Origin of the sequence: Gimesia sp., assembly GCF_048260065.1 — a bacterium.
Classification (GTDB): domain Bacteria; phylum Planctomycetota; class Planctomycetia; order Planctomycetales; family Planctomycetaceae; genus Gimesia.
The window spans coordinates 449,241-467,046 of the sequence record NZ_JBLXHC010000002.1 but is presented as its reverse complement, the minus strand read 5'-3'; the positions used below and the strand labels follow the sequence as shown (position 1 = coordinate 467,046).

Sequence of the window (17,806 nt, the reverse complement as noted above, 5' to 3'; positions counted from 1 at the left end):
TTATATCCGGAGTACCATCCCACTTTGAAAACCCTGTTCCTGCTGCAACTGGTTTCCACCTTCTATATGGTGGGTTTGATCTGGTTTGTACAGATCGTACATTACCCCATGTTCGCCCTGGTCGGACGTGCCCGATTCACCCACTACCAGCAGATTCACCAGCTGCGCACCTCTTTTGTCGTCGGTCCCATGATGCTGACGGAAGCCGCTACCACCGTCGCCATTGTCTACTGGCCTCCCCCCGGCATGGGCCCCGTTTTCACCTGGACTGGCGTCGGACTGTTGTTTGTCGTCTGGATCTCCACTGCCTGCCTGCAGGTTCCTCGACACCATGTGCTCGCTTCCCGCTTCTCTCCCCGCCATCTGCGGGGACTGGTGATTTCCAACTGGATTCGCACCTTCGCCTGGACAGCTCGCGGTATTCTACTCCTGATTTACCTCTTCCAGGTATTTCCCGAGTACTGAAGTTTCATAACGTCAGGACGCTCATCCGGTGTCATTCACCAGGGCAGGGGATTACAATACAGAGACCCCTGAAACCAGTTCTCGTCTGCGAACCGAAAGAGACGAATATGAGAAATCGCTGCTGGCTGAGCCTGATTCTACTGTTGTCACTGCTGGCTGTCCCGGAAAGGAGTTTTGCTGTGGATTCTTATCAGCGGATCAATGATATCGAATACGCCACCACCGACCAGCAGCGACTGCTCCTCGATCTGTATCTGCCTCACGACGTCAAAAATCCGCCACTCCTGGTCTGGATTCATGGCGGTGCCTGGCGGGCGGGCTCCAAAGCGAACATGCCTCTCATCGAACTGGTTCAGAACGGCTTCGCGGTCGCCAGTGTCGAGTACCGACTTTCTCCGGTCGCAAAGTTTCCCGCCCAGATGTATGACATCAAAGCTGCCATCCGCTTCCTGCGGGGTTCTGCTGAAAAATATGGCTACAACGCCGACAAGATCGGCATCCTCGGCTCTTCCGCAGGCGGGCATCTTGTTGCATTAACGGGTGTCACCAACGGCAATCAGCAACTCGAAGGGGATCTGGGTGACTTCACTGACGAATCATCCAGTGTGCAGGCCATCGTCGATTATTTCGGCCCGACTAACTTCATGACGATCCTCCCGCAATCCACGCCACACGGTTTGAGCGTCCGCGTTCCCGCGTTGCAGCTCCTGCTCGGCGATCAACCGGAAAACAGACCAGACCTCGCCCGACTCGCCAGCCCCGTCTTCCATGTGGACGAGAAAGACCCGCCGCTGCTTATCATTCACGGCGATCAGGATCCGCAGGTCCCCATCAACCAGTCCCACGAGCTGCAAGGCAAATACAAGCAGCATGGCCGGGATGTCACCTTCAAAGTCATCCACGGCGGCGCACACGGCGGCCCGGAATTCTTCGATAAAGAGCGGATGCAGCTCGTCGAAGCCTTTCTCCGCAAACACCTCACCCCATAAAAACCGTCATTCTCAACCCAGTTTGACTATGCCGCCAGACTGGATGTCATCCGCTCATTCTGCCGAAGATAAGAGTACACAACTCTGCAATTTCATACCGGTATCGAGAGCGTTGCGCAAAGGGGGAGCGTGACTGTGCGGCTTAAGGTCTTCCTTCCATTTATATTCCTGCTGGTGGCGCTCCCTGCGTACCAGGCAGCCGGGCAGGAATGCGCAGTCGAAAATGAAGCCGAAACCGTCAGCTGCGTCCCCGACAATGCTTTCACAGACGAACCGGATCTGCGTTTCCTCACAACCTTGCTCAATCCGGACAACGGCGTCACATTCCAGCCCACCTATTACGGCGAAGTCTTCACCAACGCACACGGTGGAATATCAACCAGCAACTCAACCCACTACGAAGGGCTGCTCGATCTTTCGCTCTCTCTCGATCTCGAAAAACTGAATGCTCCCATTCCCGGCCAGATCAACGTACTGTTTCAAAATACGCATGGACGAGGGCTGGAGCAGAACGTCGGTGCCACTCAAATCATCAGCAGTATCGACTCATTAAACAACATTACTCAAATGAGCGAACTCTGGTGGGAAGTTGGACTGTACGAAACCGGAATCACCATGCGTATCGGCAGGCAGGACCTGAGTTCTGAATTCATCACCATGGATACCGCCAGCGACTTCATTAACTCGGCGTTTGGGCTCTCCCCCTCAGCCGGGCTCCCTTCATTCCCGGCTCCCAGCCCGGCGGTTGTACTCATGAAGGACCTCTCTAATGAAGTCACCGTCAAAGCAGGAATCTGGGATGCCTACCGCAGCAATGAAGCCGGTATTTTTTCGAATAATGGTTCCGTTCTCTTCATTGGTGAATTCGAGTATCGCTTTCAGTCTCCATTCAGGCAGCTTCCCGGCCTCTTCACCGCAGGCATTACCTATGAAACACCAGGCGAGGTCCCCTCCGGTGCCATCCCCAGAGCGTACGGCTACTACGTTCAGTACGAGCAGATGCTGATTCGTGAAGCAGGCTGTGACGCAGACAATCCGCAAGGCCTGTCCGTTTTCGCCCAGCACTATCCCACCTACAGCAGCGGAAACTCTCCCTTCCCACTGATCCCGCATGACGCTTTGGCGGGCCTCACCTACACCGGCCTGATCCGTAATCGGGATGCAGACGTGACCGGCGCGGGGGCAGGCTGGGTCGACCTCGATCAGGGAGGTACCGATCAAGAGGTGATGATTGAAGTCTTCTACAAGGCAATCGTGAATGACAATCTGATCATCCAGCCCGACCTCCAGTACATCACCACCCCTTCCGGCATCTACCCCGACGCCTTCGTCGCCGGCATCCGCTTTCAGTTGGATCTTTGAACCTTCCTGAAATTCTACGGTGTCCAACCACCGCATCCGCGCGAACCATTCATGACTATAAACGACTTCCATTCATACACAAGTCTGTACGAGTTGGTCAGCCTTGTGAGGGATACGAAAACGCGATCTCCAGACGAGCGCGTCATCTCTAACCATAGCGTATCCCGACCTGATCCACTCGGTCCCGATGGGTCTGGAGAGGCTACCGTAAAGCGGAACACCATCTAGCGGTGTAGTTCAGGAAAAACAGTAAACTCAACACCTGACAAATTGCCGCAGTCGGTCTCGAGGTAATCTCACGAATATTATAAGAGAGCCATTATCCACTTCACATATAACATTTATCGGGAACCTCCTGCGTGATGAAATCAGCCTCAAAGAGCCTGTCTCAAACACTTACGTTGTCTTATTTTCTAAATGGCTTGTTGAATTCTGTGAAAGAATTGCATAAACTGTACAAAGTCTAAGTTGTGATTGTTTATTTTTTTACGGAGATATGTGCGTGACAGACACAGCCCGTATCTCTGCTCACATGCTCAGAGAGGGGCGACGACCTTTAGCGGAAGCCATTTGCTCGCATTTGGAATCCTCTTCTGCTTTGAAAAAGGGAATCCCGACTGTAAAAAGACTTGAACAGTCTGAGACCCATATTCTTGTTCTCGCTGCCTGCATAGAATTCGAAAGCCCGGTTCTGCTGAATGACTACGTGCACTGGGTTACCCGACTTCCCGAGTCAGTTTCCCCGTATTTCTGTGAAATCTCTCACTTTCTGGATGCGTTGATCAGCATTGTCGAAGCAGAATTTCCACAGGAAACCGCAAGCGTCATCCAACATTATATAGACACTTCTCGAAAGTCACTTCTTGTCGAGCGCCCGGCTGAGCCTCCCGCACGTGCCAGCCCTTCACAGGCACAACTACAGCGCAATTATCTGAATGCGCTACTCAACACTCATCGCAATGACGCCCTGAATATGGTGATGAAGGCCGTTCAGTCAGGAGTCGAAATTGAGACGATTTACCTGGACGTCATTCAGCCTGCACAGCACGAACTGGGCCGTTTGTGGCAGACGGGACAAATCAGTGTGGCACAGGAACACTATTGTACGGCCGCAACGCAGTTTGTAATGTCACAGCTTCAACCCTGGTTTCTCAAAACCACTTCCGCAGACCAGACCTTAGTGGCAACCTGCGTCGGAGATGAATTGCATGAAGTGGGACTGCGGATAGTTGCTGATCTCTTCGAAGTCAGTGGCTGGAATACCATTTACCTGGGAGCAAACGTACCACCGGAAAGCATTGCGGAGACTCTCGCCTCCAGCAGGGCACAAATACTCGCCATATCCTGTACCATGACACAACATTTATTCGCCATGGCCGATGTCATTCGTGTCGTGCGTTCCCACTCGGGATGCGAACAAGTGAAGATCCTCGCGGGAGGTTACCCCTTTAATCTCGATCCTTATCTCTGGAAACGTATCGGAGCCGACGCTGATGCTCTGGATGGTAAAGCCGCGATCCAGGTAGCCAACAGGCTGATTCATTCGCGGAACCAGACGGACAACCAGTCCGCTTCATCAGCAAGTCCTCAACAAGTGGAAACACGGGCTCTCTCGGGACTGAACCAGACGGACGATGATCTCAGCCGGTTGAATAACAGCCTGATCACTCTGCAGCGCAAGCTTAACAAAGCAAACGTGGAACTGGCAGCATTGAACAAGGCAAACGAAGAAAAGGCACTCGCTTTACAGCAGGCCGACCGTCGAAAGAATGAATTCCTTGCCATGCTGGCCCATGAATTAAGAGGCCCACTGGCACCAATGGAACTGGCTGTAGGACTGCTGCAGATGGATGATCTCAATCCCTCTCTCATTCGAGAGTCTCGCGAGACGATGCAGCGTCAACTTCATCAAATGAAACATCTGATCAATGATTTGCTGGATGCATCCCGAATTGTGCACGGCAAAATTGAACTGAAAAAAGAAAAACTCGACCTGACACAGGTTCTGAATCGAGCCATCGAAACCGCCAATCCATTCATTCGGGAGAAGCAACAAGACTTAAAACTGGATCTGTCAGATACGCCGATCTTCCTGGAAGGTGATGAAATCCGGCTCACACAGGTTTTCGCGAATCTGTTAACCAATGCCTCAAAATATACAGACAAAAAAGGCACGATCTGGCTTAACACAAAACAGGAAAGGGATGCTGCCGTGATCGAAGTCTGCGATAACGGCTTCGGGATTGATCCCGAGTTACTGGAGGACGTATTTTCCACATTCACCCAGGAGCAACGTTCGAAGCTGCATTCCAAAGGGGGACTCGGCTTAGGACTCAGCCTGGTGAAACAATTGGTCGAACTCCACCAGGGGAGTGTCTCCGCCAAAAGTGAAGGCGCAGATCGGGGTTCAGTATTCTCCGTCAGACTGCCTGCACTGGAACCAGAGGAGAACGACACTTTTGTGGAATCCGAATCGGCGTCGTTGTCTTCCCAGAACATTCCCTCCCGTCGAGTGCTGATTATTGAAGATACGGCCGGCATTGCCCGTATGATATCACTCCTGTTTGAAAAACTGGGGCACGAGCCTCTCGTGGCTGCCAGTGGAACGGCTGCGATCAGAATGTTTCAGGAAACGCCACCTGAAATTGTCATATTGGATCTGATGCTGCCAGACATGAGTGGCCTGGAGGTCGCTCGAGAGCTCCGGAGCCTTGATCAAAATAACTCAACGCTTATCGTAGCTTTAACAGGACACAGTGACGATGAACACCGTCAACAGGCGCGAAAACACGGATGTGATGAGTACTTCGTAAAACCTGTCGACATACAAGACCTGCAGGAACTTGCGACGCACCCGAAACTGATGTCAATTAACAGATGACATCAGAGAAACAGAGTCGCCCTTCAACCCAGGTAGAGACTACGCCCACAAAACCTGCTGCAGCACTGTCTTTGCTCAGGTTTCTCTGAACATATCATGAACCAACGGCGTGGCGCACCAGTACGATCAGTTACGATCACACTCGCGTCGCCACTTTCCTCCGATCATAATGGCAAATGGGTGTCCGATTAATGATGATGATGGAAGGCCGCGTCTTTCGCGTTTCCTCCCGAGATCACATAGGCGAGCAGATCGAGAATCTCTTCTTTATCCAGCGTATTCAGCAAAGCAGCCGGCATGATGGAGACCGGGGAGCTGCGCTGGAATTCAATCGCACTCTTCATAATTTTCTGCTCCTTCACCTGAGGCGGCCCCGTTACGATTGTGATTGATTTTTCATCTTCAGCGACGATGTTCCCGTTCAGGCTCCGTCCGTCATCCAGCAGGATCAGTACCGTTTTGTACTTATCCTCGATTTTGCGGGAAGGCTCCAGAATCTCCGCCAGAATCGCTTTGGCATCGTTCTTATGCTTCTTGATCACTTCATCCAGATTGGGGCCGATCGAAAGATTGTTGCCAAGCGTGACACTCTCCTTCGTCAGTTTATGGCACTGAGCACAGGCAAGTTTGGTGAAAACCTGCTGTCCCCGCGTAAAGTTTCGATGCTGTCCCACCCGTTTCAGGTCTGCTTCCAGATCAGCCAGCTTCCACTCAGTAACCTTAGTCACCTGTTCCGGATTCTTAGCGAGAAACTCCTTCAGATCGTTCGTCACGTACATCGTTCCCCGCATCAGCAGGTGATGCCCGGGAAATGAGCAGATATAAGGGTAGGCACCTTCTTTGGTCGGCGCGACAAATTCGATGACCTCTTCCTGACCATGGTCGACCAGGTTACTGTGCCAGAGAATTTCTTTGCTCTCGGGAATAAAGCCGACGGAAAACCCGCTGGCTCCCAGATCAATCGCCGCCAGTCCCACTTCATCGGCTTTCCCCGGATTGACCAGCATAATGTTATGAGGCATGAAATCCGGGTTGGCAAACGTGAGCTTGACTTTCTTACCAGGCTTCACGGTCAGTTTCGTTACATCGTATCGCATCCGCTCACGAACCGTCCCGATGCGAATTGTCGTCAGTTCAGGGGTATCGCTGAGAATCCCCGACTTTTGTGTCGCAGCTTCTTCTGATTCCGCAATCACGCCGCCACGCATCGTGCTTTCCACGTTAAACCAGAGATGCTTCACTGTATTCGCAGCAATGCGGGCATGTGGCTCGGGTGACTTCAACAGCAGCCCCAGTAGTTCCAGGTTCCGCACGTTATGCTGCTGATGCAGCCAGAGTGCTTCGAGCAAATGATGCGCGTCTTCTTTTTTATTCGGGTCAAACTGCTTGATCCATTCCTGGGTCGCAGCGATCACGGCGTCGGAATCCCGTTCACTCAGTTCCACACGCGTCCGATGGCGAATGCCGTCGATTGGCGATTTGAGATTTTCCAGTAGGGCAGCAATCGGTTCCCCATCAATGGCAACCGGCTTCTGCAGCGGACGTCCCTTGGCAGTCATCCGGTAAATACGACCATGCTGATGATCGCGGTTGGGGTCGCGAACATTATGCTGCATATGGCCGATGATCACGTTATGCCAGTCGCAGAAATACAGCGAACCATCAGGCGCGAAGATCGCATCAGCGGGACGGAAGTTTTTGTCACCGCTCATCATCAGACCTTTGGACTTGTCGGGCGTCTTCGTCCCGTCCGCATTCAGTCTTGTCACTTCCAGATCATCACCGGCAGGCTCGCCCCACACGGTACCATCTTCACTGTTCCGTGCCAGATCATAATGCTTGATACCCAGGAACCCGATCACGTTACAGATCAAAAAGTCCCCCTGCATCTCATCCGGGAAGTGTGCGCTGCTGACGACTTCACTGGCCGTCACGGGACGAACTTCTTTCTTGAGCAGTTCGTGCATTTTGAAGCCGCCCTTATCCGGACGCACCTGATAAGCACGACCGCCGGTTCCGTCCGTCGCATAATGGTATCCCCAGTAGTCGAATGAAATCCCGTGTGGGTTCGGGGAATTAACCGCGTGCATCGAAATCGTGTACCGTCGCGGATCGAAGCGATACATGGCCGATTCGCTGGCCTGCAGAGAAGGGCCCCAGGGATGTTCGTGGTTATGCACCATGAACACGCCACTCTGCCAGTAAATGGCACCGTCAGGACCATAGATCAGGTTGTTCGCTGCATGATGCGTATCCGAGGAATCAAGGCCCTGCAGCATCACAGTACGAACATCAGCGACATCGTCTCCATCAGTATCTTTGAGGAATACAAGCTCCGGCGCGGACGCCACCAGCACGCCCCCATTCCAGAACTCAAAGCCCAGCGGATTCTGAATCCGGGCAAACTCGGTCACACGATCCGCTTTACCGTCATTGTCATCATCGTGCACAATCAGCAGTGCATCGTTCATTTCTTTCAATGGTTCCCACTTGGGATAAGTCGGCCAGACAGCCGCCCACAGCCGACCTTTCGTGTCGAACTGCATCTGCACCGGGTTGACCAGTTCAGGAAACTGTTTCTCGTCAGCGAACAGACTGACCTCAAACCCGTCGGCCAGCGCCATATGCTGGATCGCCTCTTCGCCGCTGATGTAATTCAAGTTCCCCTCTTTGACGGCACTGGAGCTCTTGCTCCCCCCGCCGACATTCGAGATCACCTTGACCGGCTGCGGAACATTGCTGTCATCAACTTTGAAATCTTCCCCTTTCGCAAATGCCCAGATACGGCCATCGCGATTATTCGTCATCACGTCCAGCATCGACAGTTCGTGCTGCAACACTTCCGCGTTGGTCTGGTCATCCGTAAACTTGAGAATCGATCGTCCGCCCCACACGTCATTCCCGTCACGGGCGCGATAGCGGTTGTTCCACTTATAGTTCTTATCCAGCACAGCCGACCGCAGCGGCTCCATCGTCTGTGAAGCAGTCACCTGATGACCGGACAGTACCGACGAAACCACTTCCGCCAGCTTTTTGTTCCCTTCTTCCGTCAGATGAATTCCGTTGATCGTTAACGGCTCGCTCGATTCTTTGAACATCTGCAGGGATGGGTGGAACAGATCCACATACGCAACTCCCGCTTCCCGGGCAGCCGCTTCCGTGGCTTTCGTGTAGGCAGCCAGCTGCGCGTTGTGGGCTTTGCCGTCTGGCAGATTTTTATTTCCGGTGTCTTCATGCGCGATCGGGCTGAACAGCACAATCCGCGGGAATGATTTTCCGTTCGCTTTGGAACCACGGGTCCGTCTGACGAAGTCAACCAGCCGTTTCTGATAATCGCCGGCTTTCTTCACCCCCTGAAACGATTCGTTATACCCGAAGAAGGCAAACACAACATCCGCTTTGATATGCCGCAGATATTCGGTGATCGTGGCGGCCCCTTTACTTCGCGGGAACGAATCCACCTGGTCGCCACTGGCACTCAGATTGCGAAACCGCACCTGCTTCCCCTGCAGTTCACTCTGCAGCAGTGTTTCCAGCCAGCCGTCATGTTGCATCCGATCGGGTAGCCCGTTCCCCACGATGGCAACCACATCTCCTTCCTGAAACGCAAACGGAATCGGATCGCGATAATTCGCAGGTACTTCAACCAGCGTGGGATCTTCGATTTGACTGTGTGACTCTGCACCGACCGACTTCGAAGTCGACTTATAAGGAACCCCCGCCGATCCAGTGAAGGTCAGATACTCCAGCTTACCCCCGTTCTTGATGTCAATTTCCATCGTAAACGGAGCAGCCACTTTCGTGACCTCAAAAACTTTTTTCCGGTCTGCATCCAGCAGCGTCAGTGTGAAATCTTCCAGGCGGCCTTCTAACCCCTGACGATTCCAGATCCCCACCTTGTCCACAGCGACGGCTTTGCCCAGATCGACTTCCCACCAGGGATTTTTCGAACCGGAATTGGAAGTATGAGTCTGTCCCCCTTTGCCCCAGTCCGGGCTTTTATTGCCGTCCAGTGCCTTCGCAGCCACACCCGGTCCCATCGTACTCGACTGTGTCGCCTTGGCTCCTTTAGCGACATTCTTACCACCGCTGATCACTTCGACTTCCGCCAAAGTCAGAATCCGCTTGTCGCCCGGCAGTTCAATCCGCACAAAACGGGCCGGCTTACCAGTCACGATGGAAGCGGTCGGCTTATCAGACTTTTTACCCTTGGCCTCTTTCTTCTTCGGAGCTGGTTTCTTTTTCGGAGTGTCAGTTCGTTTGGTATTATGATTCGCCGGAATCGGACTCGTGAACCCGGCATACGCTTCCGGCTTGATCCCGTGTGCGTAAGTGGCAAAGCCAAATGTATTCGGTTCGAACGGCCCGACGAAATCGACATTCGCATCCGCCTTAATCGCATCTTCCAGGCCAATTGCCCAGAGACACGCATTGACCAGCATCCGTCGATAGCCGTCGTTCAACAGATCCTCAGGCGTGCCGTACAGCGTCGTGAATACGCGCCCCTTCTTGCCGGAAGCAGAGGTGTAAGTCCGCGTCCATTCCGAAGGCATGGGAGGCTTCGTTTCGTCGGCAGGGGAGTCCTGTTTCATACCGTTGAGTGGCTGGGCCATCGTCAGCACTTCCGCTTCGACAGGCTTGCCGACATAACCGCCGGCCTGCACCCAGACATCTTTCACGCCCCGCAGAATCGGATGATCCTTCTTCTCGTCAATGACACTGATGCGCGTGCTCTGCTTATGGTTGGTCCCATAGTGTCCCACCCAGGTCTGCCCCAGCACCTGGTGACCGAAGCCCAGCTCGTAGTCTTTGTCTTTACTCTGATAGGAATATTTAGAGAAGGGAGCATCGGCGGGCATATTGAAGGCATGAGTCGAAGTCCGCATGCCCACCACCGGGCCGCCCCGTTTGAGGTACTCATCCAGATGTTTCATCTGCTCTTGGGGGAGATTCTGAAACCGCAGAAAGATCACCGCCAGATCTGCGGAGTCGAGTGCTTCCATCCCCGGGATATTCGAGTTACCGGCCACAATCTCGCCGGTCTCCGGATCGATATTAAACAGCACGGTGCATTTGAACCCGAACCGCTTCGCCAGAATCCGTGCAAGTTCCGGCAGCGATTCTTCAGAGCGATATTCATGATCGCCGGCGAGGAAGACAATATGCTTGCCCACACCAGGCCCGTCCGTCCCTTGATAAACCAGCGGCCCCGCACTGGCAACACTGGTCACCAGCAGCGACAGACAGAGAGCAACAGCCCCACAAACAGATTTCAAAGCAGGTACGGCACAGCAGCGAGAGAATCGTTTCATAGTTCCAGCATCATCCGTATTTAAAAAGAGCGACAGAGGATTGGGGAGTGAAATATTGGTAGTACTACCAGTGTAGTAGTAACCCAAGGCAGAAGCTAGGCTTTTGGCATATTTTGCCCCTGAATTCCTGTAGGGGTCGACCCGCCTCGCGATACACCAAAATATGAACCCCACAACGGAACCACAAAAATCTTCCGAACGCAAAACACGAACCACACCAACACAACGGGCGGACACATGGGTCCGCCCCTACATTATTCACATACAAACCACATCACACGTAGGGGTCGACCCATGTGTCGACCCGCCTCGCGACACACCACAATATCCCCCCCACAACGGAACCACAAAAACCTTCCGAACGCAAAATACAAAACACCCCAGCACAACGGGCGGACACACGGGTCCGCCCCTACATTATTCGCATACAAACCACATCACACGTAGGGGTCGACCCATGTGTCGACCCGCCTCGCGACACACCAAAATATCAACCCCACAACGGAACCACAAAAATCATCCGAACGCAAAACACGAACCACACCAACACAACGGGCGGACACATGGGTCCGCCCCTACATATCACATATAATATTTGTCTTTTCCCCAATTCTGTGGATTGGATCGAATGTATTCCACTATTTCGTGATATGAATCTTCATCACGTATAATATGCTCGTAATAATTGCGTTGCCATAATCGTTTTGAAAACGGTCGCCACTCCTGCTGTTTCACACCTTGAATATATTCGTTCATCGACATCGTCTTGAACCACTGGATCATTGTGGCCACAGACGGAGCCTCTTCCCTTGATTCTTCTTTACTTCGCTGAATCTGAATAATCCCATGAACATGGTTCGGCATCACAACTGAATCATGTAATATAATCTCAGGAAATTTCTGCTCCAGTTTTTTCCACCAACGCTGAATCATCTTACCTGCATCGTTGTGAACCAGGTCTCCCGCTAGAATTTTCCCAAACAGACATAACCGGTGTTGTGTGCAAATCGTCAGAAAATAAAATCCTGCCTGTGAATAATCATAACCCGGCAACCGAATCTCCTTCCGCCGCGGTATATCCATAGATCACCCCCATTTGATTCGCAAACAAACCACATCACACGTAGGGGTCGACCCATGTGTCGACCCGCCTCGCGACATACCACAATATCAACCCCACAACGGAACCACAAAATCCTTCCGAACACAAAATACAGAACACACCAACACAACGGGCGGACACATGGGTCCGCCCCTACATCAATAATCTCTAACTTTCGATCACGTAACCATTAGCTACACTGGAAATTCGTGTACACGCACCAGCCAGATTTTCGTGTCATTTCGTGCTGGCCGTAGTAGAAAAACAAATATTTCACACTACCATCCAGAATCAGCAACAGGAACCAGAATGGCGAAGAAAAAAGCAGCCCCCAAAAGACCGAGTAAGGTTTCGTAGAGTCCGTCTGGGATTCCGCGAACCTGCTGCGGGGCAGTGTGGAATCTTCGGAATACAAGCACCTCGTACTCAGCCTGCTCTTCCTCAAGTTCGTCTCCGACAAATTCGAGGCACGCCGCGCCGAACTCAAGGCCTATTAGATCATGGACAATCCGCCCTTTAACATGAAGGACAGGATGGGTAGCCGTGTGGAGCGGGTTTCGTTCGCGTGGGAACGAGGAACGGTCGTTGGCCGGTAACGATTGCGATAACCGGGCCGTCGCGAACGACTCTCCATTGGCAAAACACGCTGTCGGCGGCTCCGTGTTCATCGCTTGGTTATCTGCGTTTTTGTTAATATGCCTCTGTGAATTCCAGCCCTTTGAGTTTTTGCGGCTTGAGCACGGATACAAGTTCATTCGACCCACAAAACCAAAGCTGGCGACCGCGTGTGTTCTCTTGATTTACGTCCGGTACATTTAATGCAAGTGGATCTGGATTAACCGCAAACGACTCCAATACGGGGAAAAAACATGTTTCGCGGAATCGACCACACGTAGCGCATTTTCTGTGGAACTCCATCCCAACGTTGTCGCTTACAATCGCCGCAAAGGCATTAGGCAGCATGATGAAGTAGTTGTCTGACGCTGGAATTGAAACGAACGAAATATTGGAAACATTGTGCGAGGCGAGTGAATCGCGGAAGCGTTTCGACACAGCTACGAAACCATCGTCACTGGTTAGGAAGTCAGATTTACTATAAATGCTAACATCCGCATCGATTCCACGTTCGATCGCCGCCAATTCATCCACCTTGCGACATTTGGTGCATTGCAAATCAGCGTATTTTGTCCGAAGTGAGACCCCGGATGCGGTCTCGCAGTGAAGAATCCAATTGTTCCTTCTTTGATCCTTGGGAGTTAGCCAATAATACTTCACTGAATCCAGCCCTTCTGAGTGACGACCTTGAGTTCGGCCAAGAAGTTTTGGTAGTACTACCAGTTTAGTGGTAACCCAAGCAGAAGTTAGCCTTTGGCGGCCTATCGGGAAGAAAAGACAAGCTCCACTGACTGAACAATTTCTAGAAAAGGTGAGGAGGCTGCCAAAAAAAAAACGATTCATCACTACAGTGAATCGCTATCAAAAGCACGCTCGGGTGGAATAGAACCACCGACCTGCGGATAAGAAGTCGGCTTAAAAAACCTTGCCAAATGTACTAGGAAGCCTTATTCAGCCGTGTCAAACGCTTCAATAACTGTATATGTAGAGCTACGTAGAATATCCCGATTTCTAGTATTTTTAAGTGCTAAATGAGCCCAAAGTGATAGTAGTGGTAGTCAACTGAAACCAGTAATTTGGCCAATATTAACCTGCCTCAAGAATAACATAGCCACTTAGTGTCATGATTGTTCTGACCCTGTAAATAGTTTCTCAAGCAGGACATTCTTTTCTCCAGCTCTTTCAGGCGTTTGGCCTGATCCATCCATAAACCACGGTATTCATGACACCACTTGCAGTACGTCTGCTGGTGAATTCTCCGCTTTTTTACACATCAGGGGAATCGAAATCCCCTGGACGAGATGGACATCGGCTTTCTGGAGTTGCAAAATGATCTGTTCGAATGAATGACGCCCGGTGGGCATGTTCGCCTTTTCTCAATCGTGTCAGGATCCTGATCAGTAAATCAAGTTCTGGAGTCGGTGAAGGGAGCAAGGTCCCCCCTTTGCGGTTGATCTTCGGTCGCAATCCTCAGAAGTTTTCTGCGAGCAGACTCTAAGGAGTTGACCAAAGCCGCACCACCATGCTCGTCATTTTCGGCGGCAACAATCTCTAAATCGTTGACGCCGATGAAGTGAAACACCGTCCGTAAATGAGGATCAAGATGGTTATTTTTCTCGTTTCGACCACCGGAACCGTAACCACCATCACCACGGGAGATAACTGCAATCATCCGTTTACCGTGAACGAGCGGTGTATATGGTGATTCTTCGTTATCGGGATTGAATAAGAACGTTCGACCGATACGCACGATCTGATCTATGTAAGCCTTGAAACCGCTTGGCATTCCGAAATTGTAAAATGGAATCCCAATAACAATCACATCCGCCAGCAATAGCTCGTCTATCAGTTCGTTGCTCAATCGCAAGGCATCCTGCATAGCTTGACTGCGTTCGTTCGGTGGTGTAAATGCCGCCGCGATCCACTCTTCTGTCACGTGCGGCAATGGGCTTCGTCCAATGTCACGATACGTCACGGTGCTGTTTGGGTGGTTGTTCTGCCAACTTTGCACAAAGTCGGCTGTGAGACCACGTGTGTGAGAACGGTCGCTGCGGGGGCTTGAATCAATGTGGAGCAGGTGAGGCATTTCAGTTCTCCTTTTTAAACAAAAAGCTTTGGCATCTGAATTACAGTAACTTTGCTGGTATAATTACCGTTCAAGAGGCGGGTTCAACCGGGCACAAATTTGTGGGGTACTTTCTTTTAAGTAGGGTGCGAGAAAGATGAGTGAGATAGATGTAACCGAAGTTTTCGAAAAATGCCTGGGTTGTCGCTATATGGTGGCACTGCTCCGACGCATTGAGCAAGGCATTCAACGACCGGGTCAATTGGAGAAGGCAGTCGATGGGATGACTGCGAAAGTCCTTTCGGAGCGACTTAGACGACTCGTCGAACATGGCATCGTTGAAAAGACGAGTTACCCCGAAATTCCTCCACGCGTCGAATACACTTTGTCTACATTTGGTCATCGTTTGCTGGAAATCATCGACGAAGTTGACGTTCTTCATCAGGAGGCTCGGTTGAAGAAATGACAAATCACCCGCGAGTTCCACCTTCCAGGTCCAGGATCACATTAATGGAAAAAGATAATACCAGCTTGAAGTAGAGAGCAGGGCATAGTTAGAGTGGTGAAATATAGAAGTCTGGAGCGATTTCAGACTCAATCCCAATAGCCTAAGTAATCTCGAAGCAGAGAAACACGCATGAAACTGTTCCAGAATCTGATCCTATCATCCATGATTGTTATTTCTCTGATGCAAACAACCTTCGCAGCAGATACGGGAAAGCTTTCGCTAAAGCAGAAGCAAATACTCAATACGATGTCACCATTGTTTAAAGCCATCTATCAAAATCATTCAGGACAGGAAATGATTAAACTGAATGGTTTTTCACCTGACAATGGTCGCACATGGGAGCCTGTGAAACCCACTCCCGTTTTTGACAAAGACCTGCCCTATGGCTACCGACGCAGTCATTACGGCCTCTGGCGAGATCCGGTCAACGGAAACATTCTGTCGCTTTTCAACTGCATGGACACGCCAGATAAAGATCCCCACGCACATGAGCCGCGCTGGCAATGGCACTGGTACTATCTTCGCTACCGTGTCTCGACTGATGGGGGACGGAGCTACCTGTACGATAAACCCATCGCCCAAAAGGGAGAAGAGTATTCCCCCGAGCATCCTGTGGATGGCGTACATATCAGCAAGAACTGCTTCTTCCTCGGTGATCTCGGCTGTGATCCGATTCGCACCCGCGAGGGGACGATCCTGGTCCCCATGCAAATGCCCCCTCTGGCAGATGACGGCAAAAATCTTCACAACCCTGGCGGCGGCTGGTACTGGCTTCAAACCAGAATTCTCATCGGACGCTGGACGGAAAACAACGATATTGAATGGGAGTCGTCTGAACCGATCGAGGGTGATGGTAAGCGTACCGTCCGCGGGTTGTATGAGCCGACTCTGACTCAAATGCCGGATGGGAATCTCATCTGCATCATGCGAGGCAGTAACGGCGGTAAGAGCGACCCATCGAACGAACTGCCCAGTCGAAAGTGGATTAGCATCTCTAAAGATGGCGGTCACAAGTGGAGCAAGCCAGAGCCCTGGACCTACTCGGATGGAGATCTTTTCTTTTCTCCCTCTTCGATGTCAGAACTGATCACTCACTCCAACGGTCGTACCTACTGGATTGGAAACATCAGTGAGAAGAACTGCCAGGCCAATCATCCCCGCTGGCCCCTGGTAATTGGGGAGGTCGATCCGAAAACCTATGGAATCATTCGCGAGAATCTGGTTGTGATTGACACGAAACTACCTGACGAAGAGGACGTGAACCTGTCGCACTGGCACTCCATTGAAGACCGCCAGACGGGCAACATCGTCATCACGACGTCCCGGGCGAGTAAGGGTTACAAAAGCCGCACTCCGGTCATTTATACAATCGGTGTGGAAGGGGCCCGTCCGCAGGAATAACCACCATTACAGTTCTAATCCGTCTTGCTACTGTTCTCGTTGGTGATAAGCGGTGGTCCGTAACCCCCTTGGATAATCTCTTTTATCTCTTCAGGGCTGAGATACCGCGGGCCGAGCATCCATTTTCTGCAGATCTCACTGACACTTGCTTCAGAAAGCGAGAGCACGGTCGCAGAGGATGTGCTCTGTTTCAAATGCTCGTAGAGACTGTTGTTCATTTTACGGAGTTCGAGAAGATGTTCACCGCCACGACCTTTAGTGAAGCTTAGAAAGCCGCTCAAGTCATCGAGATTTTCGGGGCCGATGACCCTGAAAGAGGATTCGGCTTTATACTTGCTGTTTGCCGTCGACAGGATTGTGGTGTAGAGATCGGAATGCGGATAGGCGGGCAGCGGCTGCGATATACAGGACTGATATTCGGCGTTGTTACTGAAGCGGTTGACGAAGGACATCGATTCATCAGAAAGCGAGCCGGTGCGATAGTTTCGATTTTCTTTGAGCAAATACGTGCCATCGTCCCAGACGGCAAAGGTAATTTCGGGCTGACTGTGACTGTTAGCATATGATGTAAAATTAGTTTGAAACACGGCGATGACGGGCTCGCGGAACCATTCAGCGGGGATCTCGGACGTCTCTGTCAGCTCGGGTAATTCGTCGGTCAGCCTGGAGGTGCCGGTCGTGATACCAGAGGAACAACTGGAAAAACAGGCAGACAGGAATACGAACAGGACGGATATTAAGACGTAGCGGAAATCCATTCCACACCTCTGCTTAAGTGCCTTATTATCGATTCAGAATAGGGGAGCAGAACGCGTCAACAGATGTAGAGCCGAAGAGGTAAGCAGAAAAAGCACGCCCGGGTGGATTCGAACCACCGACCTACGGATTAGAAGTCCGTTGCTCTATCCAGCTGAGCTACGGGCGCTTGTGTTTCTCTATTGACCCCGTTGCAGACAAAGATGTTCGCTGAGGGGCCCCGGATGGGTGCTGGATTTTAACGGGAAAGTGCTTTCATTCTCAATACTTACAACACAGATTGCAGCCGTCGATTTCAAAAAAACTCGAGTTTCTTTGCCATGATCTTCTAAATCCTGTGGCAGATATTG

The 17,806-nt window shown here is 51.6% G+C and carries 11 protein-coding genes, 1 tRNA gene and 1 pseudogene; 7 read left to right on the top strand and 6 right to left on the bottom strand.

The window, feature by feature from the left end:
- Positions 1-24 precede the first annotated feature (24 nt).
- The 4 genes from ACN0YN_RS04890 to ACN0YN_RS04875 all read left to right on the top strand — a co-directional run bounded on the left by ACN0YN_RS04890 (position 25) and on the right by ACN0YN_RS04875 (position 5,697).
- Positions 25-465 (top strand): hypothetical protein, encoded by a 441-nt coding sequence (locus ACN0YN_RS04890; protein ID WP_417383868.1) that lies wholly within the window; start codon positions 25-27, stop codon positions 463-465.
- A gap of 107 nt (positions 466-572) precedes the next feature.
- On the top strand, positions 573-1,454 hold the full coding sequence (locus tag ACN0YN_RS04885) for an alpha/beta hydrolase fold domain-containing protein (RefSeq protein ID WP_417383867.1): 882 nt from the start codon (positions 573-575) through the stop codon (positions 1,452-1,454).
- 129 nt (positions 1,455-1,583) lie between these two features.
- A complete protein-coding gene (locus tag ACN0YN_RS04880; protein WP_417383866.1) occupies positions 1,584-2,816 on the top strand; it encodes a carbohydrate porin in 1,233 nt (410 codons plus the stop codon).
- Positions 2,817-3,318: 502 nt separating this feature from the next.
- On the top strand, positions 3,319-5,697 hold the full coding sequence (locus tag ACN0YN_RS04875; protein WP_417383865.1) for an ATP-binding protein: 2,379 nt from the start codon (positions 3,319-3,321) through the stop codon (positions 5,695-5,697).
- A 188-nt stretch (positions 5,698-5,885) separates the two neighbouring features.
- Here ACN0YN_RS04875 and ACN0YN_RS04870 read toward each other — a convergent pair whose 3' ends face one another.
- Both ACN0YN_RS04870 and ACN0YN_RS04865 read right to left on the bottom strand, forming a co-directional pair.
- Positions 5,886-11,009 carry a PVC-type heme-binding CxxCH protein gene (locus ACN0YN_RS04870; RefSeq protein WP_417383864.1) on the bottom strand — a complete coding sequence of 1,708 codons (5,124 nt, stop codon included), beginning with the start codon at positions 11,007-11,009 and terminating at the stop codon, positions 5,886-5,888.
- Positions 11,010-11,591: 582 nt separating this feature from the next.
- Positions 11,592-12,092, bottom strand: coding sequence for a transposase (locus tag ACN0YN_RS04865; protein ID WP_417383863.1), 501 nt, complete (start codon positions 12,090-12,092; stop codon positions 11,592-11,594).
- A gap of 384 nt (positions 12,093-12,476) precedes the next feature.
- Here ACN0YN_RS04865 and ACN0YN_RS04860 point away from each other — a divergent pair.
- Positions 12,477-12,599: pseudogene (locus ACN0YN_RS04860) on the top strand (type I restriction-modification system subunit M N-terminal domain-containing protein); the annotation flags it as partial.
- 202 nt (positions 12,600-12,801) lie between these two features.
- On the opposite strand, the gene ACN0YN_RS04855 reads toward ACN0YN_RS04860, so the two are convergent.
- Positions 12,802-13,251, bottom strand: coding sequence for a hypothetical protein (locus ACN0YN_RS04855; RefSeq protein WP_417383862.1), 450 nt, complete (start codon positions 13,249-13,251; stop codon positions 12,802-12,804).
- Between the two features lie 880 nt (positions 13,252-14,131).
- Positions 14,132-14,812 (bottom strand): FMN-dependent NADH-azoreductase, encoded by a 681-nt coding sequence (locus ACN0YN_RS04850; protein ID WP_417383861.1) that lies wholly within the window; start codon positions 14,810-14,812, stop codon positions 14,132-14,134.
- 136 nt (positions 14,813-14,948) lie between these two features.
- Between ACN0YN_RS04850 and ACN0YN_RS04845 the strand changes: the two genes are divergently transcribed.
- A complete protein-coding gene (locus ACN0YN_RS04845; protein ID WP_417383860.1) occupies positions 14,949-15,257 on the top strand; it encodes a winged helix-turn-helix transcriptional regulator in 309 nt (102 codons plus the stop codon).
- Between the two features lie 336 nt (positions 15,258-15,593).
- Entirely contained in the window at positions 15,594-16,700 is a 1,107-nt protein-coding gene (locus ACN0YN_RS04840; protein WP_417383859.1) for a sialidase family protein, read from the top strand.
- A gap of 14 nt (positions 16,701-16,714) precedes the next feature.
- Here ACN0YN_RS04840 and ACN0YN_RS04835 read toward each other — a convergent pair whose 3' ends face one another.
- The gene (locus ACN0YN_RS04835; RefSeq protein WP_417383858.1) at positions 16,715-17,458 is read right to left on the bottom strand and encodes a hypothetical protein; all 744 of its coding nucleotides are present in this window, start codon (positions 17,456-17,458) and stop codon (positions 16,715-16,717) included.
- Positions 17,459-17,551: 93 nt separating this feature from the next.
- Positions 17,552-17,625, bottom strand: a tRNA-Arg gene (locus tag ACN0YN_RS04830).
- Positions 17,626-17,806 lie beyond the last annotated feature (181 nt).

Bases quoted from the DNA above. Each gene is read 5' to 3' on its own strand.
- ACN0YN_RS04885 (WP_417383867.1), top strand. From the start codon at position 573: ATGAGAAATCGCTGCTGGCTGAGCCTGATTCTACTGTTGTCACTGCTG.
- ACN0YN_RS04870 (WP_417383864.1), bottom strand. From the start codon at position 11,009: ATGAAACGATTCTCTCGCTGCTGTGCCGTACCTGCTTTGAAATCTGTT.
- ACN0YN_RS04865 (WP_417383863.1), bottom strand. From the start codon at position 12,092: ATGGATATACCGCGGCGGAAGGAGATTCGGTTGCCGGGTTATGATTAT.
- ACN0YN_RS04850 (WP_417383861.1), bottom strand. From the start codon at position 14,812: ATGCCTCACCTGCTCCACATTGATTCAAGCCCCCGCAGCGACCGTTCT.
- ACN0YN_RS04845 (WP_417383860.1), top strand. From the start codon at position 14,949: ATGAGTGAGATAGATGTAACCGAAGTTTTCGAAAAATGCCTGGGTTGT.
- ACN0YN_RS04840 (WP_417383859.1), top strand. From the start codon at position 15,594: ATGATTAAACTGAATGGTTTTTCACCTGACAATGGTCGCACATGGGAG.
- ACN0YN_RS04835 (WP_417383858.1), bottom strand. From the start codon at position 17,458: ATGGATTTCCGCTACGTCTTAATATCCGTCCTGTTCGTATTCCTGTCT.